Here is a 25,600-nt window from a genome sequence, read left to right on the forward strand (position 1 = left end):
GGCCATCGCTGAGTAAAGATACATCAAAAACACCTAGTTGACAATATCAACCACATTCAGTAATTAGTTACCGTTATTACATTTTAGCATTGCTAGAAACAACTTTGCCGCCAAAAGTGGCGGCAAATAAATAGCTTAACAGGCTTGGGGCTGTTGATAACGGCTAAAGCATCTCTTTGGCAATCAAATGCAGCAAAAAGGTTTCACGTTCAATACTCATCCCCTTCTTAGGGCTCTCTGCCATCGTCTTTTCGTTATGAGCGATCGCTTCATGGATATTCATCCACACCGGTTTCATCCCGTTTTTCACTTCATAATCTTCGTAAGCCGTTTCACCAAGCTCACGATCAATCTTGCATGAGTAGCAGTAAGAAATCATGTGCATCATATCCGCATCGTCTTTGTACCAAGGACGAAACTCTTCAAAAATGCCGAACGGCTTGATGCTATGGATATTCTTCGCGCCAGTCTCTTCTTCGAGTTCACGAACCATACCTGCGATCACATCTTCCCCTTCATCCAAACCACCACCAGGAATGGTGTAGTCGTGATAACGCTCTGTATACAGCATCAGAATGTCTTCACCATCTAACACAATGGCACGGGCAGCGTTGCGCTTATAGACCGTTTTATTGTCTAGATGGTCGATATCAGGGTGGATGGTTGTTTTTAGGTGTCTCATGATTCTGACTGCTCTACTGAATTTGGCGGCATCATATCATAATCATCAATAGATTCGAGGTTCACAACCGCCAACCAGGACTGATCGGACGGGGATATTCCAACGGTAACTTGAATCCACTTAGCTTGATCTAACACTCAAAAAATCGTTAAACATAAAGAAATATCAACCTATTTCAATATCTTGACCAAATTAGGACAACCTTTTCTGAAATCTAAAATATACTAATTTCATAGAGCTTCTCATTTGGTTCTGTAGAACTTAACGCATTCGATTATAGAGTTATCACGTAGGAGATAGACATGAAGAAAATTGGTTTGATGGCTGTATGTGCCGTTGTATTAGGCGGTTGTGCAAACGACTATGCAGAATATAGCGAAGGCCAACGTGTTTCAGTCGCTAACCCAGCAGCGGTTTATTGTGTTCAACAGGACGGTGAATTAGACACGGTGACTGAAAACAATCAACGTACAACTTACTGTGTATTCGATGACGGCGAGCGCATTGAACAGTGGGAGTACTACCGCAATAACCATGAGCAAGAAACTGAAAAGTAATCACTTCTATTACAAGTTTCCAATCTCAAAGCTGTAAAACCCTCCCCCTAAAAATTCAATTATGTTACGTAAACTGTCTGCCATAAGGTAGCGGTTTACCGTACACACACACCAATTGAACACCGTTTTATTCCTGACACAACTCTGACATTAGCCTAATCTAGACCGATAGAATGCCTGCCTGTTACAAATATTTACAAGTAGTGTTGATTATGAAAATACAAACAAAATCGAAAGAACAAACTCAGATGTCACTTGAGATACCAGAGTTCAACCTATCTCAGTCGACCTCTGCGGTAATCTATAAACGCTGTCAAACAGCACTGGTAGTTTTAGCGATTGGTTTTATAGTCAACCTTGCAATCCGCATTGATTTCGTTTTCTTGAGTGGAAGAATCGGTGAAAATTCAGTCACTGAAATGCTACAGCAATTTCTTTTAATCGTATCTTCTGGCGCATTTGCTTACCTCGCTAAAAAACGTCCTGAGGTAAAGCATGCCGCTATGTTAATCAGCGCATTTTTCGCCGTAATGTTCATCCGAGAATTAGATTATTGGTTTGACATGATCGTACATGGCGCTTGGGTTGTCCCTGCCCTATTGGTTGCTGGTAGCGCAATTTTCTATGCGATTAAAAACGGTAAACGAACCATTGATCAGCTTGCGCTTATTCTTGCATCCCCACACATGAACATGCTGATTACTGGTGTTATGCTTTTACTTGTTTTCTCTCGCTTATTTGGCATGGGTAGTTTTTGGCATGGCGTAATGGGAGAACATTATATAAGTAATGTTAAGACCATCGCAGAAGAAGGCACTGAGCTTCTAGCTTACTGTTTGATTGCCTTTGCGAGCTTAAAGACCGTTATTGGCATCACGAGAAATAAATAATCACCTATCGCCACCAGCGATGTGTGTGATCCGATTCCGGGTCTAAATAACGATTCAATAAAGTCAGGTTAGTATCTAGTAGAGCTAGGTATTCCCTGACTTTTTTTATGTCTGTACCCACTGAAGTATACCGGATACAGCGCTCCAATACTGGGAGTAAACTCTCCACAATGCCAAAGTCAGATGAACGCCCAACGAGTTCCTTTGCGACTATCAATGCTTCCAAAGATAGTCTTTCTGGCTCTCGTCTAACCAACTCTAAATCTCGCTTAAATGCGCCCGCACAAACACCTTCAAGATAAACTCGGTAGGTCGTCAGTACATCCATCAATAAAAACAATTGCCCTTGAGCACTTTGATGAGGATATGCCACCGCAACATGAGCCTCTAACTGGCAATCTATCTGTAAATCTACTCCAAGTGCTGAACACTTCTCGACGAGAACTTTGAGCAAACCTTGCTCGTCCATGAGCGATTGAATCTCGAATATACGTTGTAAGTGGTAGTCATTAGAAACGAATGTCACCTTCACACTCTGCCCGCGAGTAAACAGCCCGCTTGCAATCATCTCTGAGGCCAAGTTCTGAATGTTCTCGACAGTATTGGTCGAATGCTGCTCAAGTAAAATCGATCCTAAGGAGAACGGATGTTCACGCTGCTTTTCAAGCTTTCTAAAATACTGGTGCATCGCATCGGCTTCTGAGAGGGTTTGCCCTTTTGTGATCCCACCACAGAATGCAACGGCAGTTTGCTGATTCGACTCTTCGACCAAAGGCTCCACCAGATACTTAACTAAAGCATCAACTCGACTGATTCCTTCATCAGTCAATTTATTCTCATTAAGTCGCTTACCCAGCACAATAAGGAGGTGATTAATGCTCATTTTATGTTCAAGTCTCGTTTTGGGGATTAGATGAAGTGAATTATGTATACAATACTTGTTAACAAAAGTATTTTGAAATTCTTATATGTTGCTCGCAATAATGCTCACTATTGATAGCAACACCTTAGGTCATACAAGAATAGACGTGTCGCTTTAAAGCAAACATAGCACGCTCTTGTATTTCAGCGCTCTATGCTTGTTAGCATGAGTCGATAAAAGAGCCGTTTCAATCAATGATTACGCTCAATCACGAATAGGTTCACTCAAAGAAGTGGAACTAACTAAATATAAATTTTACACAGAGTTCGTTCATCGAACCGTCTTCACAGGAAGTTACTATGCTGTCTATTTTTGATATCTACAAAATTGGAGTTGGGCCGTCCAGCTCCCACACAAATGGACCAATGATCGCTGGGTTTAATTTTACCAAAAAAATTGATGCTCAACTTAAGCAAGTGAAGCGTATTCAAATAGACTTATACGGCTCGTTATCATTGACAGGTATTGGTCACCACACAGACAGAGCGACCTTATTAGGTTTGCTAGGTAACCGCCCCGACACCATTAAAATTACCAGCGCTAACCAAGCAATGCGTAAGGCGATTGAAGACAAATCTCTGTTGGTTAGCGGTAAACATGAAATTCATTTCGATGTAGAAAGCGACCTACTCTTCCACAAAACCAACCTTCCATTGCATGAAAATGGCATGACTATCTCTGCCTTTGACGCAAGCGGTAGCCTTCTGGATATGGAAACATACTACTCTATCGGTGGTGGTTTCATTGCAACCGCTGATGAGCTACAAAACGGCAAGCAAGAAGCAGAAACACAAGTTGAATTCCCTTTTACTTCTGCCGACCAATTACTTGAATTGTCTGAACAACAAGGGCTTAGCCTTGGTGGCTTAATCCTCCGTAATGAAGTGTCTTTCCAAGACATGGATATGATTGACCAGAAAGCCGACCAAATTTGGAAGGTGATGTCTCTGTGTATGCAGCGTGGCTTTGACACCGAAGGCATTCTTGATGGCGGCCTAGAAGTAACGCGTCGAGCACCTGCTCTTTTGAAAAAGCTTGAAGCAAATGCCTCGATTGAAAACGATCCAATGGAGATCATGGATTGGATTAACCTATTTGCCTTTGCCGTGAGTGAAGAGAATGCAGCAGGTGGCCAGGTGGTCACATCACCTACTAATGGTGCTGCTGGCGTTATTCCTGCAGTATTAATGTACTACCATCGCTTCATCAAAGAACTAGACACTAAACAGCTTAAAGACTTCTTAGCAGTCTCTGGCGCAATCGGCATTTTATACAAAACCAACGCTTCGATTTCTGGCGCAGAGGTAGGTTGTCAGGGTGAAGTCGGCGTATCTTCATCAATGGCCGCTGCAGGCCTAACTGCCCTGCGTGGCGGTAGCAACGAACAAATTTGTATTGCAGCTGAGATCGCGATGGAACACTCACTGGGCATGACATGTGATCCGATCGGTGGCCTTGTACAAGTACCATGCATCGAACGTAACGCAATGGGTGCAATGAAAGCGATCAATGCATCGCGCATGGCATTGAAACGTACCAGCAAGTGTCTTATCTCGTTAGACAAGGTTATCGAAACCATGTATCAAACAGGTAAAGACATGAACAAGAAGTACCGTGAAACTTCTCTAGGCGGCCTAGCCGTGATCCACATGGCACCACCTTGTGAATAACCGCGAATACCAATCACAGTAAGTAAGTGATCATAAATAGCGCAGGAAAAAAGCTCAAGAACAAGGCGGAAATTTTCGATAAGTAGTTATTCTACAATCAAAATTTCTAACGCAGTTATTGAGCGTTTTAACCAGCTAGGATGACCAGTTATTTGCTACGATTGGTATAAAACACGAGTGGAGAAAGCCTCTATAGAGACGGCATTCTTGTAAACTTAGTTTTCAATATATCAACAAAGCCAGCCGCCAAGCTGGCTTTTTTATTGGCTAAAGCCCAGCAGCCAATTGAAAGTGATACTCACCCAAAATAACTTACAGAATGGTTATCTCTAACTTTCCCTTTATTAGTTCATTACTTAGCCGCAAATGATGGCGGCTAAATTTTAAACCGTTATGCATCCAACAGCAAAATCTAACGTTGCAAATTTCATTCATGAGAAATATGAATGAACTCATAAGAAAAGATATATCGAGTAAAGTTCTGTTTGGGATGGATGTTTCAGTTTATGTATTACTGCTAATGATATTATAATTGGGTAATTACACTACATATTAATACAAATGTGAGAATAAAATAATGTGGAATAGATTAAACAAATCAATGATGTTCTGCCAAATGATGTTCGGACTTTCGTTCTATGGCGTCATGGTGATCTTGACTCGTTTCTTCCTTGAAGATCTGAACTACAATGAAGCCGACACCATGATGGTTGTTGGTGCTTTCTCTGCAATCGGACCGCTATTTGCTATCGCAGGTGGCTTTATCGCCGACAAATTCTTAGGTGCTTATCGTTCTTTAACCATCGCTTTTCTGGGATTCGCGAGTGGTTACGTTTTACTGGTACTAGGCGCTGCAGCAACCAATGTGCCTATGGCGTTGTGTGGTATTGCGTTAGCAAGTTATGCACGTGGTTTGATGTCCCCTTCTTACCCAAGTCTTTACAAACGCACGTTCAAAACTCAAGAAGATTTTGAGAACTGCTACCCAATAAACTACTCAGTAAACAATATTGGTGCTCTGCTAGGTCAATACTTATTCCCAATGCTAGTGCTTGTTGTTGGTTTCCACGGTGGTTTCCTTCTTTCTGCTATTCTAGCGGGTGCGGCGCTTCTGATGATGATCTTTGTTCGCAAAGGTCTTGTTGAAGCAAGTGCAGAAATCGATCAACAACCAGTAAGTACGAAAAACTGGGCAGCCTTCCTTGGTCTTTCTGCCGCTATGATTGGCTTGGTATTCTTCATGTTCTCTAACATGGATATTGGCCAAAACATCGTATACGCAATTGGCGGTGCAGCGATCATCTACTTTGTTTCTTTGATGATGAAATCGAAGAAATCAGACATGCTTAAAATGGGCACAATCTTAATCATCACATTCCTGACAACATGTTTCTTCGTGTACTACGGCCAGATGATGACATCGATGACAATGGTAGCGATCAACACAATGCGTGGTGACCTATTCGGCTTCATCCCTGTAGCACCTGAAGCTTCGATGGCAATGAACCCTCTATGGTGTATGGTTGCAGGCCCAATCATCGCGGGTATCTTCTCTAACCTAGAAAAGAAAAACATTAACTTCTCTACTGCAACCAAAGTAGGTTTCTCGTTCATCCTTACGGCTATCGCTTTCGGTATCCTTACGATGGCAGTAACGACAGTTGGTGATGATGTTCTGATCCGCCCAGAAATATTCTTAGCGATTCACTTCTTCCTAGCATTTGGTGAAGTGATTGTAGGCTCAATGGTTGTAGCCTTCATCCTGTCTGTTGCACCTAAGCACATCGAGAACTTCTCTGTAAGTTTGTTCTCGGTTGCTATCGCACTATCAGGCATCGTTGGTGCCGTATTCTCAACGTCTATTGCACTAGAGAAAGGTCAAGAGATCACACAAGAGATCGTACAAACGGTTTACGGTGACTACTTCCAAATGCTGACTGTTCTTGCGGTGGTGATGGTAGGTATCGCAATGGCTGCATCTTTCATTATTCGTAAGATGCTAGAAGCTGCAAAAGCTGCTGATGAAACCATTCAACTAGAAGAAGCAAACAGCTAAAACACTGTTATTCAGAAAGCTATTCATCCAGCCCTTTAGTTTACTAAAGGGCTTTTTCGTTGATAATAGTTAGCGATATAAGCAGAACAATTTTGATTAAATTGCACTTGTGTAAATTACAGTAAATGATAATTATTAGTATTGAGTGTTTTCTGGCTCAGGATTATTATGTGGGCATCAAAATCTAAGAGAGCCTTATATGAGCAAGCCTAGTCCTATCACATTAACCGTTACTCAAACCTCAACCATTACTCCAAACATGCAGCGTATTACGTTTAGCGGTGAGGGATTATGTAAGTACCCAGCTGAATGTGTAGGCGGCTACATCAAGCTTCTATTCTCGCCGCTCGGCACCACCGACTTGAGCCTGTTGAACGAAGGCGAACGCCCAACCATGCGCACCTACACCATTCGCCACTACAACCCTGTAGAAAAATTTATCGAAGTCGATTTCGTTCGCCATATCACTAAAGATTTGCAATGTGGCTTTGCTGCGAGATGGGCAATGAACGCACAAGTAGGTGACACGATTTCAGTGGCTGGTCCTGGTTTAATTCAAGGACTGAACCTTGAGTCGGATTGGTTCTTCTTAGTGGCAGATATGACCTCACTCCCTGCGCTTTCAGCAAAAGTAAAAACACTTCCGGAAAACGTAACAGGTCACGCTGTTATTCAGATCAATTCAGCGGCAGACAAGCAAATACTTGAGGTCCCTGAAGGCATCAAGATCACTTGGTTAATTGAAGATCAAACGTCAGAAACTCTATCCCAAACGGTTCGCAGCTTAACGTGGTTAGACGGGCAGGTTTCAGTATGGACAGCGTGTGAATTTGAAAGCATGCGCGAACTCAGACAATACTTCCGTAACGAAAAAGAAGTAGAAAAAGAGAACATCTACATCAGCAGCTACTGGAAGCGAGGTGTCAGTGAAGATGGGCATAAGGTTATCAAACAACAAGATGCTCAATCACTAGCAGACTAAACCTGCCACCACATAGCCCGTCTTGAGACCAAATATGAAAACGCCCTTAACGATCAATACATCGCTAAGGGCGTTTTTAAATTCGATGAGAGCAAACCAAGGAGTGGGATTAAATACTCTCACCCACTTCAATCTCGTAACCAAGATCAAGCTTGGCAATCCACTCTTTATTACCTTTTAAACGCGCCACAACTTGCTGTGCAGCGACTTTACCAATTTGCTCCCTAGGTGTAACCACAGTGGCTAAGCGAGGTGTCATCGCCACTGTGATGTCGTGCCCGTGGAAACCTGCAATCGCCATCTGCTCTGGTACTTGAATACCACGACGTACGCATTCGTAGAAAGCACCGATTGCTAAATCATCGTTGGTACAGAAAATGCCATTCACTTCAGGGTGCTTCTCAAGTAACTCTCCTATCAGTTTTGCACCAAGCGTAAACGAGGACGCGTCTTCAGTTTGCAGTGTCACGGGCGCTTTGTCGGCTTCTTGCATCGCATGTTCATAGCCCGCCATTTTTAAGCGAGTTCGCTCATCCATACGAGCCGCTAAGTAAGCGATATTGGTGCGCCCTCTGTCGAGCATGGTTTTGGTCATGGCTCTAGCCGCTTCAAAGTTATCAAAACCAACCGCTTGCTCAATTCTTTGCGATACCGAATCCATAATCTCGATCACTGGGATCGAAGCGGTCTGCAGCATCTTTCGAGATCTATCGGTGTGAACATTTTCTGAAAGGATAATCGCATCCACATTGTAAGAAAGCAGCGAAGCGATACTCTGCTCTTCCAATTCTGCGCTATAACCATAGTGGGCAATCATGGTTTGGTAACCCGCAGGCGCGGTGACTTGCTCAATTCCACGAATAACTTCAGCGAAAACTTGGTTAGTTAACGAGGGGACCAAAACACCAATCGCATTACTTTTTGCGTTGGAAAGAATGTCTGGTGCGCGGTTAGGGATATAACCTAGTTCGTCTACTGCAGCACTGATCTTATCTCGCAGTGCTTCTGATACCTGTGAAGAGTCACGTAGACAGCGACTGACGGTCATTTTAGTGACACCAACTAGGTTGGCAACATCTTGCAATGTGGGACGTTTTTTCTTATTCGACATAGTATTTAATTGTTATAGTTATGAATTATGTTACTGGTAACAGTGTATCCAACTGACGTAGAATTTGAAGTCTAATTTAGTAAAATATTGATATAGCGTCATAAATACAAACGCCCTCATTAGAGGGCGTTATTGATTATTTAAGCGTTAACTTTTACTTCTGTTCTTGGGGACTGACTCCAAGTGACATGGAACTTTTCGGCTTCTTCTCTATCAACTCGTGAATAGGTATGAGAACCAAAGTAATCACGTTGTGCTTGCAGTAAATTCGCGGGCAACACCTCACAACGCAATGAGTCAAAATAGCTTAATGCAGAACTGATTCCTGGCATCGGCACACCATACAAGGATGAATTCGCTACCGCGATACGCCAAGCAAGTTCGCGCTCTTCTACTTGTTTGATGAAAGCCTCATCAAACAACAGGTTCGCAAGTTCGCTATTTTGTTGGTAAGCCGACGTGATGCTTTGTAAGAAGGCCGCGCGAATAATACAACCCGCACGCCAGATCTTAGCTATTTGAGTGAAGTCGAGATTCCAACCCTCTTTGTCTGACGCTGTTTTCAGTAAATCAAAACCTTGCGCATAAACAGACAGTTTGGCGCAATACAGAGCATCATGAAGCTCAGAGACAACCTCCGCCTTGTCCAACAGGCTGGCATCAGCAATATTGCCTTTTAGCAGCTGACTACCTTGAATACGTTGTGATTTTTGACCACTCATCGCACGTGCATAGACCGCCTGTGCTATGGTTGGCGTTGGGCAACCTTCTTGCAAACTGTTTACGGCTGTCCACAAGCCAGTGCCTTTTTGACCGGCCTTATCCAGCACAACATCAACGAATGGCTTCCCAGTAACAATATCGTCTTGCTGGAGAATATCCGCGCTGATTTCCATTAGGTAACTATTAAGAACACCGTTATTCCACTGCTCAAAGACTTGACCAATCTCTTGAGCTGGCATTTCCAGAACATCACGCATGAAATGGTACACTTCGCAAATTAGCTGCATATCGGCGTATTCAATGCCGTTGTGCACCATCTTAACGTAATGACCTGTGCCAGAAGGGCCAACATACGCAGCACACGCCTCACCCGCTTCAAATTGAGCAACTGGTAAACCGTTCACATCCACTTTTGCAGCAATCGCTTCCCACATTGGCTTTACATATTGCCAAGCAGACTGGTCGCCACTTGCCATTAGCGCAGGGCCAACACGAGCCCCCTCTTCACCACCAGAAACAGCGGTACTGAAGAAACGAAGCTTACCTTTATAATTCTGTTCACGTGTCTCGGTATCTGTCCATAAGCTGTTACCCGTATCGATAACAATATCGTCGTTTTCTAACCCTGCATCTAGCAAGCTATTCACGACGATATCGACAGGTTTTCCAGCAGGAACCGACAGTGCGATTACACGCGGTTTGGCTAATCCTTGTATAACCAGTTCAAGGCTCTCACCGCTAGTAAACAGCCCTTTTCCTTCAAAGGCTTCATTGAGTTGCTTCGCTTCAGCGCTAGCTCGTTCAATATTGTCGGTGTTTAGGTCAAAACCCGCAACATTAAAGCCGTTATCAAGTAGGTTGAGTGCAAGGCTTTTACCCATCACCCCTAAACCAATCATCGCAATGTCATTTTTTGTCTGAGTCATGGTTTAACCTATTTGTTTAATTTGGTTTAGTGCGCTTTCTAGTACCTGTTCAACATCTTGTGAGATATCAACAAACAACGCTTCACCTTCATTCGGCTCAACCAATGCTGCGAATTGGCTTTTCAACATTTCTTGACCATTGAAGTAATGGTTTTCACGCGCTTTATGACGATTCCAAATCGTATCGAAACCGCCTTGTAGGTACACAATCACCAGATCTTCATTATTGTTACGCAGAATATCTCGGTATTGCGGTTTCAGTGCCGAGCAAGCAATCACAGCACTTGGTTGCTCAATGTATTGCTTGTTGAGTGTTTCTAGCCACCCTTGACGATCTTCGTCAGTCAGCGGAATACCTTGGCGCATTTTTTCTACATTGCTTTGCGGATGGAAGTCATCGCCATCAAAGAATTGAAGATCTAAAGCCTGTGCAATACGGCTACCAATCAGGCTTTTTCCGCATCCAGATACGCCCATCACGAGTATTTTTTTGCTTTTCATAAGGCAAGCCTTCCCTAAGCCCCAACCAATACTGGGGCTGACAATCGAATCTAATAGTTAAACTTGTGTTACTGTTGGTCGGTTCCTGAACGTTAAATTCGCTCGGGAACCTTCATTGTTATTGCCACCAAAGCGCGAGCTGAGGGAAGATAATAACCAGTGCCAGAACCAATACTTGAAGTGCAATGAACGGCAGTAGTGAAGAGAAAATCTCACCTAAACTGATGTCTTTCGGTGCTACCGATTTCAAGTAGAACGCCGCTGGACCAAATGGAGGTGACAAGAAAGACACCTGCATGTTTAGACAGAACACAACACCAAACCAAACTGGGTCGAAACCAAGGCCAGTAATGATTGGAACGAAAATTGGCATTGTTAGAAGTGCCACACCTACCCAGTCAAGGAACATACCAAGAACCAGCAAGATAGCCATCATGATTAGCAGTGTTACTGTTGCGTTGCCGCCACTGAGTGCAAGGATGGTTTCTTCAACAAAATCAATACCACCCATCAGGTTGTAGATACCAACCAGAGCACTCGCACCGATACCGATCCACATGATCATGCCGCAGGTACGCATTGTTGCGATGGCACTCTCTTTCAACATGTTGTAGTTCAACTCGCCACGGATTAGTGCACTGATCATGATACCAACCACACCTAAAGCAGACGCTTCTGTTACTGATGCGATACCTGTGTAGATACTGCCTAGAACCGTTGCGACTGATAGCAGTGGGAAGAACAGGGCCTTGAAGTAGCTAGGCTGATTCGCGATGTCTTCCTCTGTTTCATCATCACTAGGAATAGGCGCAAGAGAAGGGTTCAACTTACAACGAATCAATACGTAGCCGATGTAACAGCCTGCGAGGATAAACGCTGGTAAGAAAGAAGCTTTGAACAAGTCACCGATTGATACGCTGGCTGTCATACCATAGATGATCAGTACGATACTTGGTGGAAGCATAGTGCCGAGAGCACCACCTGCACATGTTGTACCGATCGCAAGCTTACGGTCATACCCTAAGCGAAGCATCTGTGGCAGAGCAAGAATACCAAGAAGAACGGTTTCGCCGCCGATAACGCCCGACATTGAAGCCAATAGAACCGCAACTAATAATGTTTGTACCGCAACACCACCGCGAACCTTGCGACCAACAGATTTCATAGCATCAAACAAGTCACGTGCGATACCAGAACGGTCCAAGAGAGCCGCCATCAACACAAACATAGGTACAGCGAGGAATACATAACCAGAAGCAAAACTGTAAGTACGGCTCGCAATCAAAGGTAATGCATCAGGGCCAAACCAACATAGAGTGAAGAAAATGGCAACAAAGCCTGTTACGAAAGCCAGCTGCATACCCGTTAGTAGCAAACCGATCATCATAACTAGCATGAGCAAACTGCCCCATGCGATACCAATCGAGGATAAATCAAACATCGTCATTCTTCCTTAGACCCATCAACTCTTGGATTAGGTGCAATACAAACTGGACAACAAGAACACATAAAACGACAAAAATCAGGCCTTTCAGCAGCGCTGGATAAGGCGCGTTTAACACTGAGCCTGATGTTTCAAGGCGGAATTCGCCCCATGGTGCAACCCACGCTTCTTCTGCGGTGAAATAAGCCGCGTAAGCAAGCATGCCAGCAAAGGCTAAACCAACAATGTGGTGAACAAGATTAAGATACTTACGTGCTTGGTTAGAGACTGAATCGTAGATAAGAACCACACGTACGTGCTTATTCGCAGCAAAAGCGTAGATGCCACCAATAATGAATAAAGAACCACCGATGAAAGAAGCCGTCTCGTGAACCCAAGTGGTTGGGGCGTCAAATGCATAGCGCATCACAACTTCGTAAAATGAAATCAATACAGTGAAGATAAACAACCAGCTAACTAAGTTGCTGAATTTTATGATAAGACGATCAAGCCCGTTTCTTGGCTTTTCATCGTTTTCAGCTGGTGCGTGAGGGATTTTGTCTGTCATGGCCAAATTTCCTGGGAGAAAACGGGAGAGCAATGCCCTCCCCCATCAGTAAGCTAAGTTTGAATTACAGTAAGCCGTTTTCTTCTAGGAACACGGTAACTGAGGTGTAAACTTTCTGTGCGTTATCAGAGCGCTCTGCAAATACTTTCCATTGACCTTTTGCGATCTCACGGAACTTCTTACGCTCTTCTTGAGACCAGTCATGAATAGTGATTTCTGGGTTCGCTTGCGCTTCTTTAACTGCTGCTTGGTCAGCCATTTTTAGCTGAGTCGTCATGTCGTAAGAAAAGTCACGCACCGATGTTTGTAAGATTGTTTGTAGGTCAGCAGGCATCTTGTCCCATTTCTTCTGAGAAACAGAGATATCGATAAGTGGCAACGAGTGGAAACCCGGTTGAACTGGGTGTGTCGCAATGTCATTCATACCCGCTTTTTGGTTTGTCGAGAATACTGTGTAGTCCGCAGCATCAATTACGCCCTTGCTTAGACCGGTAAATACTTCAGAGCCCGGAAGGTTTACTGGAGTCGCACCCGCTGCTGCGAACACTTGTTGTACTAGACCTTCAGGTGCACGTAATTTAAGACCTTTAAGATCCGCGACACCGTCAATTGGCTTTTTAGAAATGAAAGACTCAACACCTGTTGTTGAAGCACCAACGAACTGAACACCGTAAGGCTTGTAAAGCTCAGTCATTAGCTCGTTACCGCCACCGTAGTTCATGTACTGAAGCAGTTGTGTTGTGTCTGACCATGCACCAACCATGTTACCGATAAGACCAAATGCTGGATCTTTACCAGAGAAGTAACCTGTTGCTGTGATATGACCATCAAGGATGCCCATCTTGATCGCGCCTAGCGTTTCAGTGTGTTTAACCACAGCACCTACAGGCAGAAGGTCGATGTCGATACGTCCGTTAGACATCGTCTCTACACGCTCAGCCCACTTCTGCTGAACCTTGAAGTTCAAATCACCAGATGGATCTGAAGATTGAATCTTAAGTTTAAAGTCTGCAGCCATTGCTGAAGTAGCAAATAGGCCAGTGAGGGAAGCAGCAATCAGCGTTTTAGTCAGAGCTTTCATTTGGGTATCCTTATGAGTTTCACAGAGTCCGGTTTGTTGTTATATGTTACCGGTAACGTTGGGGTGGATGTTACCGGTAACTTTACTGCCTTGTCTATGAGAAGGATCACATCTTTAACATTAGTAAAACGTTTGCTATCAATAAGGATAATGTGCCTAAAAAGTCACATTATAGGTTGGAGGTGTAAATTAATTTCTTTTTAAGTCAGTGAGATAACTAAACCAGCAATAATAAAAACGACGCCTACACCGCGAGTCATGTGCCACTTTTCCTTTAAAAAGTAGATCCCCATCACTACGCCGAAGATGATACTGACTTGCCTAAGTGCCACAACCAGGCTGACGTTCTCTGTCATGGTCATCGCAAATAACACTAAACCATAAGTCGATGCCATCATAATGCCTGCAACCGTGGCTTTCTTACGTAGTATCCATGCGTTGGTAAATTCGATTCTTTGATTGGACACCAACAACCAAATACTCAGCGGAATCACGATCGCCCAAAATTGAATGCCTAGGTAGAAAATCGCCGTGTGTTTATTAGTAATGGTAGGCGTGCTTAACGGCTCCAATAACAGGAGCGCTTCTTTATCTATAATGGAGTAGCCCGTGGTACCAATGGCGGCGATTAATGCCCACAGCACACCGAGGTTCAGGTAGGCCTTGAACCTCAGCTCAGAGAATTGTTTCAGTGGAACGAACAAACAGCCTAATGTGATCAGTGCAAAACCCATCCACTGATTCGCCGACAATTCATAGCCGATCAACACCGTGCCTAACCCCACCATCAACACCGGAAGTGCTCGTGCCATCGGATAGATCACACCAATATCAGCTTGTTTATAGGCAGCGCCTAACCCAATCAAATAGACGATTTGACAGATCCCACTCAAGAAAACCAACTGCCAGAATGGAAGTGATATATTTGACAGGCCAACACTGTAGGCATACCAAACCAGATAGGGAGTCAATATCGCTGCGGCGGCAAAGCCAGAGGCTAGGAAGAAAGACGAACCCGATCCTTGATTAGATTTACCTAGAACGTTCCAACCCGCATGCAGCAGAGCCGAGATAATCACGATGATGATGGCAGAGAATTCCATTTAATTCCTAACTTATTGACTGATAAGAGCAACCGCTTAAAACAGGGGATAAAAAAGGCCTCCAGATAAGAGACCTTTGATCGTTTCAATTGAGCAAGCTCAGAGAATTTAAGGTGTGCCAGCGTTCTAACGTATGACTAGCGTTCTAACTGTGCGATCGACTCTATACTGATCGCGTCATGACGCCAATACTCAATATCACAGTCAATCAAATCGCCATTTTGATTGTAGTTAACACGCTCTACCACCATTGCAGGAGAGCCAGAAGTCGCACGCAATGCTTGCGCGGTTTCACCCAGCAAAGACGTTGTACTCACACGGTAACGAATCTTCTGATACACCACGCCAAAGTGCTCACGGTAGATGTCGGTCAGTGATTTAGACAGGTCATAATCGAGTAAGTTAGGAAACAACTCTGGTCGAATGTAGTTCGTCACATACACAACCGGTCTGTCTTCAAGGTAGCGAACTCTATCGACTCGATAAACATCGGAGAACGGTTGTAACTCAAGAAGCTTAGTCGCCTCCTTGGTTGCCAACATCCCTTTTGCTACCACTAACTCAGTTTTCGGTTGACGATTTTGCGCCAGAGCCATATTAGTGAAGTTCAGTGTTTGGGTTGGATCGTAACGAAGCGGCGCTGGTGAGATAAACCAACCGCGGCGATCTTCTCGGTAAATACGCCCTTCAGCTTCAAGCGAAGACAAAGCTTCACGTAAGGTAACTCGTGTTGTATCAAACGATTCAGCCAGCTTACGTTCTGCAGGCAACTTCTGTCGTGGCGTTAACATCCCCGACTCTATCTGCTCTACAATGACATCTTTGATTTTTACGTACTGCACTTAATTTCCTTTCATTCTTGTTCTTGTCGTCAGCCACTCCTTGGCCAACTGCAATATAAAATGGTTCGCTAGCGTTTGCGCCAAGCTTGGGTGCGCTTCTCGAAAAACTTGTTGATTAGCATATGAATCAACTTCGCACTCGCTGCAGATATCATGATCATTACCGCCATGGCTGCTGCTGCACCGGTTTGCCCCGCATCGTCCATATTCAACACTGAAACTGACGCAGGTATCGTATCGGTAGAATACAAGAATACTACCGCAGATGTCGTGGTAAGTGCATTAATAAACAGGTATGTCGCAATATCTAAAATCGCAGGCAAACAAACGGGCACCGTCACCTTAAAAAACAGCTTGTATTGCGGTAGGTTAACCGAGGCCGCCGTGGCTTCAATTTCCGAAGGTAGCTGTTTCAATGCCGTTAACGCCGTCATGTGCCCTACTGTGTAGTAGTGAACCACCGTATTAATCACCAAGAACGCCATCGTGCCATACAGGAAGTTAAGTGGGTTACTCAAGTCATTGAAGTAGAAGATATACCCCAAACCCAGAACCATACCCGGAACGGCCATCGGCACAACACTGAGCATCTGCATCGCCTGACGAACGGGACCAAATGCTCTGCCCTTCTCAATACAATACGCACCTAAGAAAATCAATACGGTACCGATAATGGCAGTCCATGCACCAAGCGTCAGAGAGTTGAAGAACGGTGTCCAACCATAGGTACTCATCTCAGCAAAGTTGTAGTTATTCAGGGTGAGCGCTTTGTTCCAAGGCCAGAAGGTGACCATAGAACCGTATATCGCCATGCCCAACACGATAACGACAGCAGCCGAAATGACCGTGCAGTAAAGGAAACACAATCCATCACGCATGGTATTTGGCTCTGGTTGGTACGCGACAGAACGGGTATCAAACAAGCTCTTCTGTTTCTTTTGTACCCAGCGATCCACTGTAAACGCAAGTAGCGCAGGCAATAGCAACAAGATACTGGTTACAGCACCCATCGAAAAGTTCTGCTGACCAACCACCTGCTTAAAGATATCTGTAGATAAAACGTTGTAGCTACCGCCAATGACCTTTGGTACACCAAAGTCACATACCACCAACGTAAACACAACGATCAGAGTACTGATCAAGCCATATTTGGCTGCAGGTAAGGTCACCATGAAGAAGGTTTTAAGCGAGGAAGTATTTAGAGCACGGGCAGCCTCATAAAGACGAGCATCAGAAGTTCTGAGTGAAGTGGTTAGAATCATCAAGGCATGTGGGAAAGTCCAGAATATCAAGCCGAGTGAGATACCAATCAAGCCGTATACCGAGTTGCCGCCCAAGACTTCTTTGGCGATACCTTGATTACCAAATAGGAAGATCAAGCTGATCGCAGGAAGCAACGACGGAGCTAGAATCGGCGCTGAACCCAGTACTTGAAAAAGCCCCTTAAAAGGCATGCATGAACGAGTTAGCGCATAGGCATAACCAAACGCCAAGACACCCACGACAACGGTCACTAACAACCCGAGCGTGAAGGTATTGCCCACCGACTGCCACAGGCTTTGAGACGCAAAATACGTAGCGAAATTCTGTAAGCCTACAAATTCACCATCTGCGTTCTGAACACTCTTTTTCAACATTGCCCACAGTGGCATCAGGATAAACAACGTCATAACCACAGACAAAAAGGCCAACAGCCCAAACAGAATTACGTTGTCTTTGCTTAACCGAGCCAGAAAAGGTTGTACTCGTCGTTGAATTAGCAGCTTAGATTGCATCATTTGAGTCGATTCCATGATTATTTACGCCGCCTCGTCTTTCATCACTTGCAAGCTTTTCGATGGGTAAGCTCTCAGGCCTTCTTGATCGAATGCAACGTAACGAATATCACTGCGACGCAGCTTCAATCGGTTGAACTCTTTGACGGGTACATCCACGATGATCTCTTTCGCCGTTGAGTCATGTTGCAACTCGCACTCCACGCGATAAAACGCCCCTAAGAATTCGCTTGATACGATTCTCACTGGCAAGGATTCACTAAAACGATCAACAAACTGGATTTGCTCAGGACGAACCGCGATATCAAACATATCACCCTGCTTTGGTGTCAGGTTGTCTAACCCAGGCAATGGCAACATAGACTCAGCAATACGCATCTTGCCTTGAGCTGCTACAGAAGCTTGAATAAAGTTCATACTGCCGACAAACTCAGCCACGAAACGACTGACGGGTTTTTGGTAGATCTCTTGTGGAGCGCCCACTTGCTCGATAATACCGTGATTCATTACCACAATGCGGTCAGCCATGGTCAAAGCTTCATCTTGATCGTGCGTCACCATAATCGTGGTGATGCCCAATTTACGCTGCAATTGACAGATCTCGTCGCGCAGGTGTGTTCTTACTTTTGCATCCAATGCAGACAGCGGTTCATCAAGGAGTAGCAAACCTGGAGACAAAGCCAAAGCACGAGCCAAAGCCACACGCTGCTGCTGCCCACCAGACAATTGATTTGGGAATTTCTGACCAGACGTCGGTAAGCCGATGGTCTCTAACCAAGACTCAACCGTCTCAAGAGCTTCTTTGGTCGACATGCCTTGGTTTTTAAGGCCAATCGCAATGTTTTCTTCCACAGTAAGGTTCGGGAACAAAGCGTAAGACTGGAACACAATGCCAAAGTCGCGCTTTTCTGGTGGTAAGAAGGTCGTATCCTTACCGTTCTGCTCAATAGAACCTGAAGTAGGTAAATCTAAACCTGCAATCGCACGTAATAAGGTGGTTTTTCCACAGCCAGATGGGCCAAGGAAGCAGACGAACTCGCCTTTATCTATCGATAGGGAAATGTCTTTTAACGCTGTGAATTGGCCAAATTGCTTTACAACGTTTTCAATATTCAAATAAGTTTGGTTGCTCATACTACAGCACTCTCTATATGGTATATACCAAATTTAAACTGAGAACATTGCAGTTAAGTGACAAATTTATAGAAGCTAAATGACAGTTATATTGCAGATATAATAAGCATTAAAGATCATTATTTGTTCAGCATTGAAACTTAATTCAACGTTGAAAGCCCTCAATGACTTCCCCAAAGATCACTGAGAGCCCAAATGTAAACTTCTAATTTAAACGCTAGATTAATCTATGATTTAACCTTGTCGGCTTTGCCCGCCGCACCAGCCAGCTTTGCCAATTGCTTATCCAGCCACAATGGCGTTTTACCAGAATCTTCCGCGTTCTCTTTTCTTCGTACCGCGTCACGCACCATCATCGCACCTACCCAACGAAATGGCTCTGGCGGGAAATGCCCAAGCGGTCCGTTGGTTAATCCGCAACAGGTCCAAGCGTTATCAGCTCCAAGTACCATAGATGAGAGAATCTTTCCGCCCATACGAGTTTGAGCAACACCATTACCTGAGTAACCGAGCCCATAATAGATGTTGTTTTGGCGTTTTAGATTACCGAAAAATGGCAATCCGGTGACCGAACGGTCTGAGCCGCCAGACCAATTGTAATCGAATTCACTTTGTTGCAATTTAGGGAACAGTTTTTGAAAGGATTGATTGAGAATCGGCAGGTAGTTGGTCGTTTGGTTAAACATGCTTTCAACTTGATTGGCAAACGAGAATTTATTGCCGCCTTTGCCCAACATGAGTCGTCCATCCTCAGTGTCACGGTAGTAATGAACAAAGATACGCGAATCCACCACCGCCGCTCCTTTTTCGGGGCCAAACTGCTTGAGTTTTTCTGGGATTGGCTTGGTTACAACCATATCTGAAGAAACAACCACTATGCTGCGTTTGAACTCTTTAAAGTGATCGAGCATCCATGCATTGAGCGCTAAGATCACTTTGTCAGCAAACACAACTCCGCCCTTAGTCTGGATACGAGCTGGGGAGCCATAGTCGAGTGATGTCATCTCTGTGTTTTCGTGAATTTCGACACCCAGTTCGAGAGCGACTCGGCGTAAGCCTCTCGCCAATAACGCTGGCTGCACACTGCTCGCGGCTTCTGAGTAATAACCTTCAATATGACGCTCCGATCCCGCTTTCTCAGCCAAAGAGTTATCACACTTCTTCCAACTATTTATGCCTTGCTTGACCAACTCATTCACAACAGGTTCCATTCCCCCCTTTTGCGCTTCATTGGTCGCCGTGTAGTAAGTACCGCTTCGATAAAGATGCGCGTCGATGTTATGTTCGTTACAGAAAGCTTCGATCTCATAAATGACCTTTTCCGACTCTTTAACCAACCATTTTGCTTGTTCTTTGCCGTATAGCTTCTTCAACGTTGGATACTTAGTCGACCACGTCAACATACAGCCACCGTTCGCGCCAGAAGCCCCGCTACCACACAAGCCTTTTTCAATCACCACAACATGCTTTTGAGGCTGTTGCTGTTTAATTAAAATTGCCGTCCACAGCCCTGTGTAACCGCCGCCGACAATGGCGATATCACCGTTAACGTCTTTTTGAAGCGGTGTAGCGGATTTTAGCCCCGCATTGATGCTACCAAATTCCTGTTCCAATGCTTGCTTGAACCAATATGAGTAGTGCTTTGTCATTTGTTGTACCTTACTTAAAACCTAAAGGCGTAAAACTAAAAAAGGAAGACCGAAGCCTTCCTTTGCTGATTTCTTACTTCTAGTGGGCTGCGTATTTAATGGACCAAATGCCTAATGAACCAAGTAGCCAATAAACTAACTAGCTCAGCAGGTTAAGATTTTGGCTCTGATTTAGCGTCAAACTTCTCAGACCATGTTTTCAGAACATCTGCACGTTCGCTGCCCATACGAGCGAAATCCATTTTTGCCATGTTCTTCTCTACGTTCGGGAAGTTTTCTGCTTTACCTGTGACATCTTGGTGGCCAACAACTGGATACATTTCGATGTAAAGTTCATTCGCTGCTTTAGAGATAGACCAATCGATAACACGTTGTGCTGCATCTGAAGGCTTAACAAGACCTACCGCTTCAGATTCCCAACCGATACCTTCCGGTGTAATCACAGAAAGTGGGGCGCCTTGAGTCTTCAGCTTCGCGCCGCGGCTCGCCATAGAAATACCGATAGCCACTTCACCCATGCCCGCTTGAACACATGGCTTAGAACCAGAGTGCGTGTAATGAGCAATGTTTTGATCTAGCTTCTGCATGTAGTTCCAACCTTGGTCTTCACCCATGTTTTGTAACCAAGCCGAAACCTGCATGTAGCCCGTACCAGAAGACGCTGGGTTTGGCATTGCAATGTGGCCTTTGTAGATAGGCTTCGTTAGGTCATCCCAAGATTTAGGTGCAGGTAGGTTCAATTGCTTAGCAACTACTTCGTTGAAACAAACCGCATTGAAGAATGCGTCATTGCCATACCAAGCTTGAGTAGATTGCGGATCGTTGAGGTTTGAACGCAGCGCTTCTACACCTTGAGGAGTGTAAGGCTTAAGAATGCCCTCCTCTTTAAGTAGAGCCATTGAAGAACCCGCAAGGCCCCATACCACTTCTGCACGAGGATTGTTTTTCTCAGCTAATAATTTTGCCGTCATGATCCCAGTTGAATCACGTACCCACTTGATGTTGATGTCTGGGTTTTCACTTTCGAAAGCATTTTTGTATTTAGCTAAAATGTCAGTTTCAAAAGCAGTGTAAACCGTCACTTCCTGTGCTGCATAAGCATTACCAGCGAGTAGAGTGACTAACGCTGCAAGTGATCCTTTCATAAAACGGTTTTTCATCATTTTCTCCAGTCAGGCCAACTCTAAAGTGAGAAGTTGCCAAAATTAAAAATTGCCAAAGTTAAAGTTGTTAAAGCTAGAAGCTCCATCTAGAGGCTTCTATACCCATAAATTCATTTAGGTTACTAGTACACGCCTTTTTGCTGGTATGTACCAGATGGCGAGTATTAACCTAGTCGACTTTTATGACGGTTAAATGAACAAAAAATGGCAATTTAAAGATCGGGAAATTTCTCAACACAAGTGACAAATTTGAATATGAAGCTTTTGTGAAAATAACGTTTGGGCTATTTACGACCGTTCAAATTGGTTGTTAAAGTAACTGCAAATACTGGTATAGTCCAAAATACAAATCACGAGAATTGAACATGAGAAACGAATACCTACTACTGACACCGGGTCCTCTATCTACTTCTGAAACCGTTCGCCAAGCGATGCTAAAAGACTGGTGTACTTGGGATGATGAATACAACAAATACGTCGTTGAAGTGATTCGTAGCAAGCTAGTGACTTTGGCGACTAAGCAAACGGGTTATACGAGCGTACTAATGCAAGGTAGCGGCACTGCTTCAGTTGAAGCAACAATCGGTAGCGTTATATCTAAAAGCGGCAAGCTTCTTGTTGTTGACAACGGTGCGTATGGTGCTCGTATTGCTCAAATCTCAGAATACTTAAACATTCCATGCCATGTCGTTTCCCCAGGTGAAATATCACAGCCTGACTTGAACGAAATGGAGACGGCATTGGCCATGGATTCAGACATTACTCACGTTGCGATTGTGCACTGCGAGACCACTACTGGTATGTTGAATCCAATTGAAGACATCGCCAAATTGGCAAAGCAGCACAACAAAACCGTCATTCTAGATGCGATGTCGAGCTTTGGTGGCATCCCTATGGATATTGCTGACTTAGGGATCGATTACATGATCAGTTCCGCAAACAAGTGCATCCAAGGTGTGCCGGGATTCGGCTTTGTTATTGCTAAGCAATCGGAACTTGAGAAATGCAAAGGCCAAGCTCGTTCATTAAGCCTAGACCTGTTTGACCAATGGCACTGCATGGAAAGCAACCATGGTAAATGGCGTTTCACCTCTCCGACTCATACAGTGCGCGCTTTTTACCAAGCTCTACTTGAATTGGAGCAAGAAGGTGGCATCGAAGCTCGTCATAATCGCTACCAAACCAACCAAACCACATTGGTTGCGGGGATGCGCTCTCTTGGCTTTGAACCACTGCTTAATGATGATCTTCATTCACCTATCATCACCTCTTTCTATTCTCCAACTCATAGCGATTACCAATTCAAGGAATTCTATGACCGTTTGAAAGAACAAGGTTTTGTGATTTACCCGGGCAAGGTTTCAAACGCAGATTGCTTCCGAATCGGTAACATCGGTGAAGTTTATCCGTCAGACATTGAAGCTCTCATTGGCGCAGTTAAGAATGCTATGTACTGGGACATCAAGTAATGACGATAACTAACCAAGAGCCAGTGGTGAACGCGGCGCACTTTCGAAGTGAAGGCGATGTGAACACCACACCAGCACGCGAAAAATGGAACGAATCGCTAAACGATGATGCGACTCAAGCGATCTTAAAGCGTGATGCTGACGTGTTTCTTCACCAAGCCATGTCAACACCTTGCCTAGATACACTTGAAGCAGCCGAAGGCATCTACATTCAAGATGCGACTGGCAAGAAGTACATGGATTTTCACGGCAATAATGTCCATCAACTAGGTTATGGTCACCCCCACATCATTAATAAAGTGACTCAACAAATGGCATCATTGCCATTTTCACCTCGTCGTTTTACCAATGAAACAGCCGTTCAGTGCGCTGAAAAGCTCACGCAAATCTGCGGTGGTGATTTGAATCGCGTGTTGTTTGCTCCCGGTGGCACATCAGTGATCGGCATGGCGCTAAAACTGGCTCGACATATCACCAAAAACTTTAAAGTAGTATCACTGTGGGATTCCTTCCATGGCGCGTCACTCGATGCGATTTCAGTAGGTGGCGAAGCGTGTTTCCGCGAAGGAATGGGGCCATTAATGGCTGGCGTAGAACGTATTCCACCAGCGGTTTCTTATCGTGGTGCTTTCCCCCTCAATGACTCTTTTTCGCTTCGCGGGCAAAACTCCAGCGATGCGAACGAGACCGCATGTGATGTTCACTACGCCGATTACCTTGAGTATGTGATTGAAAAAGAAGGTGGCATTGGTGCCTTCATTGCGGAAGCAGTGCGTAACACAGACGTTCAAATACCAAGCAAAGCTTACTGGAAGCGCATCCGTGAGATTTGTGACAAACACAACGTCCTGTTGATCATTGATGACATCCCTAATGGCATGGGTCGCAGTGGCGAATGGTTTACACACCAAGCTTTTGATATCGAGCCTGACATCCTTTGTATCGGTAAAGGTTTTGGCGGCGGTTTAGTTCCAATTGCAGCCATGATCACCAAAGACAAGTACAACACCGCTGCGCAAGTATCACTTGGTCACTACACCCATGAGAAAAGCCCTATTGGTTGCGCGGCAGCACTTGCCACCATGGAAGTGATTGAGCAAGAAAACCTACTTGAAAACGTACAAACGGACAGCGCATTCGTGCGTGAACAGCTGCTTCAAATGAAAGAGAAATACCCAGTCATTGGTGACGTTCGCGGCATCGGCCTGCTTTGGGGCGTGGAGTTGGTCACTGACCGTATCACCAAAACCCGAGCGTTCGATGAAGCGGAAGCAGTACTTTACCAATGTCTGAACGATGGCCTGAGCTTTAAGGTGTCACAAGGTAACGTGATTCAGTTGAGCCCACCATTGATCATCAGCCGCAGCGAACTAGAAGTCGCTCTGTCTGTATTCGAAAAAGCGATAGCAAAAGTCTGCAAAGACTTTGAATACCTTTAAACCATCATCTAACCAATAACTTAAAACAATCATTCATCTCCCAGAACAACCTGAGTTGGGAGAAAAACAGAAATAGGACACGACTATGAACACAACATCACCTATCCAAGCGGTTATCTTTGACTGGGCTGGCACTATCGTTGATTTTGGATCGTTTGCGCCAACCAGCATTTTCGTTGAAGCATTCAGACAAGGTTTCGACTTTGATATCGACTTAGCAGAAGCGCGTGAACCTATGGGTATCGGAAAATGGGACCACATCCAAGCGGTTGGTCGAATTCCAGCTGTTGACGCTCGTTGGAAGGCTCAATTCGGACGCTCGATGACCAGTGAAGACGTTGACGCGATCTACGCGGCATTTATGCCTCTTCAAAAAGCCAAAGTAGCCGACCATGCAGCACCTATTTTGAATGCGATAGAAGTGGTCAAGAACTTAAAAGAGAAGAATGTGAAGATTGGTTCTTGTTCAGGTTACCCACGTGAGGTGATGGATGTGCTAATCCCTGCTGCGGCAGATTACGGTTACCGACCAGACAACGTAGTTGCAACGGATGACTTACCTCAAGGTGGTCGCCCAGCTCCATTTATGGCTCTTAAAAACGTGATAGATCTAGGAGTAACAAACGTTGCTGCGTGTGTGAAAGTAGATGACGCAGCACCTGGTATCGATGAGGGTCACAACGCAGGCATGTGGACGGTAGGCCTTGTTTTATCTGGTAACGAAGCTGGCTTCACCTACCAAGAATACTTAGACGCAGATGAAGCAACACTTGCCGATGCACGTGAAAAAGCTAGCGTGAAGCTAAACAAATCAAACCCACACTACCTGATCGATACTATTGCAGATCTGCCGGGTGTCATTGCTGATATCGAGAAGCGCTTACTAGCAGGTGAGCGTCCATAACTCCTGTCACTTCTGCAAATCAGGGTCTGT

At 44.7% G+C, this 25,600-nt stretch carries 22 protein-coding genes; 8 read left to right on the forward strand and 14 right to left on the reverse strand.

The features are described from left to right. Positions 1–163: 163 nt before the first annotated feature. Entirely contained in the window at positions 164–682 is a 519-nt protein-coding gene (locus ATB74_RS06810; RefSeq protein ID WP_017059522.1) for an NUDIX hydrolase, read from the reverse strand. 302 nt (positions 683–984) lie between these two features. Between ATB74_RS06810 and ATB74_RS06815 the strand changes: the two genes are divergently transcribed. Next, the gene (locus ATB74_RS06815; RefSeq protein ID WP_017079683.1) at positions 985–1,239 is read left to right on the forward strand and encodes a putative hemolysin; all 255 of its coding nucleotides are present in this window, start codon (positions 985–987) and stop codon (positions 1,237–1,239) included. A gap of 212 nt (positions 1,240–1,451) precedes the next feature. Further along, positions 1,452–2,129, forward strand: a complete 678-nt coding sequence (locus tag ATB74_RS06820; RefSeq protein WP_061017764.1) for a hypothetical protein — start codon at positions 1,452–1,454, stop codon at positions 2,127–2,129. 4 nt (positions 2,130–2,133) lie between these two features. Here ATB74_RS06820 and ATB74_RS06825 read toward each other — a convergent pair whose 3' ends face one another. Then, the gene (locus ATB74_RS06825) at positions 2,134–3,012 is read right to left on the reverse strand and encodes a YdcF family protein (protein WP_061017465.1); all 879 of its coding nucleotides are present in this window, start codon (positions 3,010–3,012) and stop codon (positions 2,134–2,136) included. Between the two features lie 338 nt (positions 3,013–3,350). On the opposite strand from ATB74_RS06825, the gene ATB74_RS06830 reads away from it, so the two are divergent. The 3 genes from ATB74_RS06830 (at position 3,351) to ATB74_RS06840 (ending at position 7,759) form a co-directional block, all read left to right on the forward strand. After that, entirely contained in the window at positions 3,351–4,721 is a 1,371-nt protein-coding gene (locus ATB74_RS06830; protein ID WP_061017466.1) for an L-serine ammonia-lyase, read from the forward strand. 577 nt (positions 4,722–5,298) lie between these two features. Then, on the forward strand, positions 5,299–6,777 hold the full coding sequence (locus ATB74_RS06835; RefSeq protein ID WP_061017468.1) for a peptide MFS transporter: 1,479 nt from the start codon (positions 5,299–5,301) through the stop codon (positions 6,775–6,777). Between the two features lie 199 nt (positions 6,778–6,976). Then, on the forward strand, positions 6,977–7,759 hold the full coding sequence (locus tag ATB74_RS06840) for a siderophore-interacting protein (protein WP_061017470.1): 783 nt from the start codon (positions 6,977–6,979) through the stop codon (positions 7,757–7,759). Between the two features lie 109 nt (positions 7,760–7,868). On the opposite strand, the gene gntR is transcribed toward ATB74_RS06840, so the two are convergent. The 12 genes from gntR to ATB74_RS06900 form a co-directional block, all read right to left on the reverse strand. Beyond that, the gene (gene gntR, locus ATB74_RS06845; protein WP_081090072.1) at positions 7,869–8,870 is read right to left on the reverse strand and encodes a gluconate operon transcriptional repressor GntR; all 1,002 of its coding nucleotides are present in this window, start codon (positions 8,868–8,870) and stop codon (positions 7,869–7,871) included. Positions 8,871–9,010: 140 nt separating this feature from the next. Continuing rightward, complete coding sequence (gene gndA / locus ATB74_RS06850; RefSeq protein WP_061017472.1) at positions 9,011–10,519, reverse strand: NADP-dependent phosphogluconate dehydrogenase; 1,509 nt, start codon at positions 10,517–10,519, stop codon at positions 9,011–9,013. Positions 10,520–10,522: 3 nt separating this feature from the next. Then, positions 10,523–11,020: a gluconokinase gene (locus ATB74_RS06855; RefSeq protein ID WP_060981575.1), complete on the reverse strand. Its 498-nt coding sequence runs from the start codon at positions 11,018–11,020 to the stop codon at positions 10,523–10,525. A gap of 118 nt (positions 11,021–11,138) precedes the next feature. Further along, complete coding sequence (locus ATB74_RS06860; RefSeq protein ID WP_012600364.1) at positions 11,139–12,461, reverse strand: TRAP transporter large permease; 1,323 nt, start codon at positions 12,459–12,461, stop codon at positions 11,139–11,141. Then, positions 12,454–13,011 carry a TRAP transporter small permease subunit gene (locus ATB74_RS06865; RefSeq protein WP_061017474.1) on the reverse strand — a complete coding sequence of 186 codons (558 nt, stop codon included), beginning with the start codon at positions 13,009–13,011 and terminating at the stop codon, positions 12,454–12,456. Before ATB74_RS06865 ends, ATB74_RS06860 begins: the two co-directional genes overlap by 8 nt. Positions 13,012–13,075: 64 nt before the next feature. Continuing rightward, complete coding sequence (locus ATB74_RS06870; RefSeq protein ID WP_019820432.1) at positions 13,076–14,092, reverse strand: TRAP transporter substrate-binding protein; 1,017 nt, start codon at positions 14,090–14,092, stop codon at positions 13,076–13,078. 200 nt (positions 14,093–14,292) lie between these two features. After that, positions 14,293–15,195 carry a multidrug transporter gene (locus tag ATB74_RS06875; protein WP_061017475.1) on the reverse strand — a complete coding sequence of 301 codons (903 nt, stop codon included), beginning with the start codon at positions 15,193–15,195 and terminating at the stop codon, positions 14,293–14,295. A 137-nt stretch (positions 15,196–15,332) separates the two neighbouring features. Beyond that, positions 15,333–16,037, reverse strand: a complete 705-nt coding sequence (gene phnR / locus ATB74_RS06880; protein WP_061017477.1) for a phosphonate utilization transcriptional regulator PhnR — start codon at positions 16,035–16,037, stop codon at positions 15,333–15,335. 68 nt (positions 16,038–16,105) lie between these two features. Further along, positions 16,106–17,815, reverse strand: a complete 1,710-nt coding sequence (locus ATB74_RS06885) for a putative 2-aminoethylphosphonate ABC transporter permease subunit (protein WP_371714586.1) — start codon at positions 17,813–17,815, stop codon at positions 16,106–16,108. A gap of 21 nt (positions 17,816–17,836) precedes the next feature. After that, positions 17,837–18,946, reverse strand: coding sequence for a putative 2-aminoethylphosphonate ABC transporter ATP-binding protein (locus tag ATB74_RS06890; RefSeq protein ID WP_019820426.1), 1,110 nt, complete (start codon positions 18,944–18,946; stop codon positions 17,837–17,839). A 227-nt stretch (positions 18,947–19,173) separates the two neighbouring features. Further along, entirely contained in the window at positions 19,174–20,595 is a 1,422-nt protein-coding gene (locus ATB74_RS06895; RefSeq protein WP_061017481.1) for an FAD-dependent oxidoreductase, read from the reverse strand. A gap of 152 nt (positions 20,596–20,747) precedes the next feature. After that, a complete protein-coding gene (locus ATB74_RS06900) occupies positions 20,748–21,758 on the reverse strand; it encodes a putative 2-aminoethylphosphonate ABC transporter substrate-binding protein (protein ID WP_017094998.1) in 1,011 nt (336 codons plus the stop codon). Positions 21,759–22,123: 365 nt separating this feature from the next. Here ATB74_RS06900 and phnW point away from each other — a divergent pair, with 365 nt between their 5' ends. The 3 genes from phnW to phnX all read left to right on the forward strand — a co-directional run bounded on the left by phnW (position 22,124) and on the right by phnX (position 25,570). Further along, a complete protein-coding gene (gene phnW, locus ATB74_RS06905; protein ID WP_061017483.1) occupies positions 22,124–23,227 on the forward strand; it encodes a 2-aminoethylphosphonate--pyruvate transaminase in 1,104 nt (367 codons plus the stop codon). Then, the gene (locus ATB74_RS06910) at positions 23,227–24,666 is read left to right on the forward strand and encodes an aspartate aminotransferase family protein (protein ID WP_061017485.1); all 1,440 of its coding nucleotides are present in this window, start codon (positions 23,227–23,229) and stop codon (positions 24,664–24,666) included. Before phnW ends, ATB74_RS06910 begins: the two co-directional genes overlap by 1 nt. An 85-nt stretch (positions 24,667–24,751) precedes the next feature. Further along, positions 24,752–25,570 (forward strand): phosphonoacetaldehyde hydrolase, encoded by an 819-nt coding sequence (gene phnX, locus ATB74_RS06915; RefSeq protein ID WP_061017486.1) that lies wholly within the window; start codon positions 24,752–24,754, stop codon positions 25,568–25,570. Positions 25,571–25,600: the final 30 nt, after the last annotated feature.

Source organism: Vibrio splendidus, from assembly GCF_001557875.1.
Lineage (GTDB): Bacteria > Pseudomonadota > Gammaproteobacteria > Enterobacterales > Vibrionaceae > Vibrio > Vibrio splendidus_F.

Excerpts from the sequence above, each read along its gene's own strand:
- phnW (WP_061017483.1), top strand. The coding sequence starts at position 22,124 with ATGAGAAACGAATACCTACTACTGACACCGGGTCCTCTATCTACTTCT.
- ATB74_RS06840 (WP_061017470.1), top strand. The coding sequence starts at position 6,977 with ATGAGCAAGCCTAGTCCTATCACATTAACCGTTACTCAAACCTCAACC.
- ATB74_RS06820 (WP_061017764.1), top strand. The coding sequence starts at position 1,452 with ATGAAAATACAAACAAAATCGAAAGAACAAACTCAGATGTCACTTGAG.
- ATB74_RS06825 (WP_061017465.1), bottom strand. The coding sequence starts at position 3,012 with ATGAGCATTAATCACCTCCTTATTGTGCTGGGTAAGCGACTTAATGAG.
- ATB74_RS06895 (WP_061017481.1), bottom strand. The coding sequence starts at position 20,595 with ATGACAAAGCACTACTCATATTGGTTCAAGCAAGCATTGGAACAGGAA.
- gndA (WP_061017472.1), bottom strand. The coding sequence starts at position 10,519 with ATGACTCAGACAAAAAATGACATTGCGATGATTGGTTTAGGGGTGATG.
- ATB74_RS06860 (WP_012600364.1), bottom strand. The coding sequence starts at position 12,461 with ATGTTTGATTTATCCTCGATTGGTATCGCATGGGGCAGTTTGCTCATG.
- ATB74_RS06865 (WP_061017474.1), bottom strand. The coding sequence starts at position 13,011 with ATGACAGACAAAATCCCTCACGCACCAGCTGAAAACGATGAAAAGCCA.
- ATB74_RS06910 (WP_061017485.1), top strand. The coding sequence starts at position 23,227 with ATGACGATAACTAACCAAGAGCCAGTGGTGAACGCGGCGCACTTTCGA.
- ATB74_RS06900 (WP_017094998.1), bottom strand. The coding sequence starts at position 21,758 with ATGATGAAAAACCGTTTTATGAAAGGATCACTTGCAGCGTTAGTCACT.
- ATB74_RS06885 (WP_371714586.1), bottom strand. The coding sequence starts at position 17,815 with ATGATGCAATCTAAGCTGCTAATTCAACGACGAGTACAACCTTTTCTG.
- ATB74_RS06830 (WP_061017466.1), top strand. The coding sequence starts at position 3,351 with ATGCTGTCTATTTTTGATATCTACAAAATTGGAGTTGGGCCGTCCAGC.
- ATB74_RS06815 (WP_017079683.1), top strand. The coding sequence starts at position 985 with ATGAAGAAAATTGGTTTGATGGCTGTATGTGCCGTTGTATTAGGCGGT.
- ATB74_RS06890 (WP_019820426.1), bottom strand. The coding sequence starts at position 18,946 with ATGAGCAACCAAACTTATTTGAATATTGAAAACGTTGTAAAGCAATTT.
- ATB74_RS06855 (WP_060981575.1), bottom strand. The coding sequence starts at position 11,020 with ATGAAAAGCAAAAAAATACTCGTGATGGGCGTATCTGGATGCGGAAAA.
- ATB74_RS06875 (WP_061017475.1), bottom strand. The coding sequence starts at position 15,195 with ATGGAATTCTCTGCCATCATCATCGTGATTATCTCGGCTCTGCTGCAT.
- ATB74_RS06810 (WP_017059522.1), bottom strand. The coding sequence starts at position 682 with ATGAGACACCTAAAAACAACCATCCACCCTGATATCGACCATCTAGAC.
- ATB74_RS06835 (WP_061017468.1), top strand. The coding sequence starts at position 5,299 with ATGTGGAATAGATTAAACAAATCAATGATGTTCTGCCAAATGATGTTC.
- phnX (WP_061017486.1), top strand. The coding sequence starts at position 24,752 with ATGAACACAACATCACCTATCCAAGCGGTTATCTTTGACTGGGCTGGC.
- ATB74_RS06870 (WP_019820432.1), bottom strand. The coding sequence starts at position 14,092 with ATGAAAGCTCTGACTAAAACGCTGATTGCTGCTTCCCTCACTGGCCTA.
- gntR (WP_081090072.1), bottom strand. The coding sequence starts at position 8,870 with ATGTCGAATAAGAAAAAACGTCCCACATTGCAAGATGTTGCCAACCTA.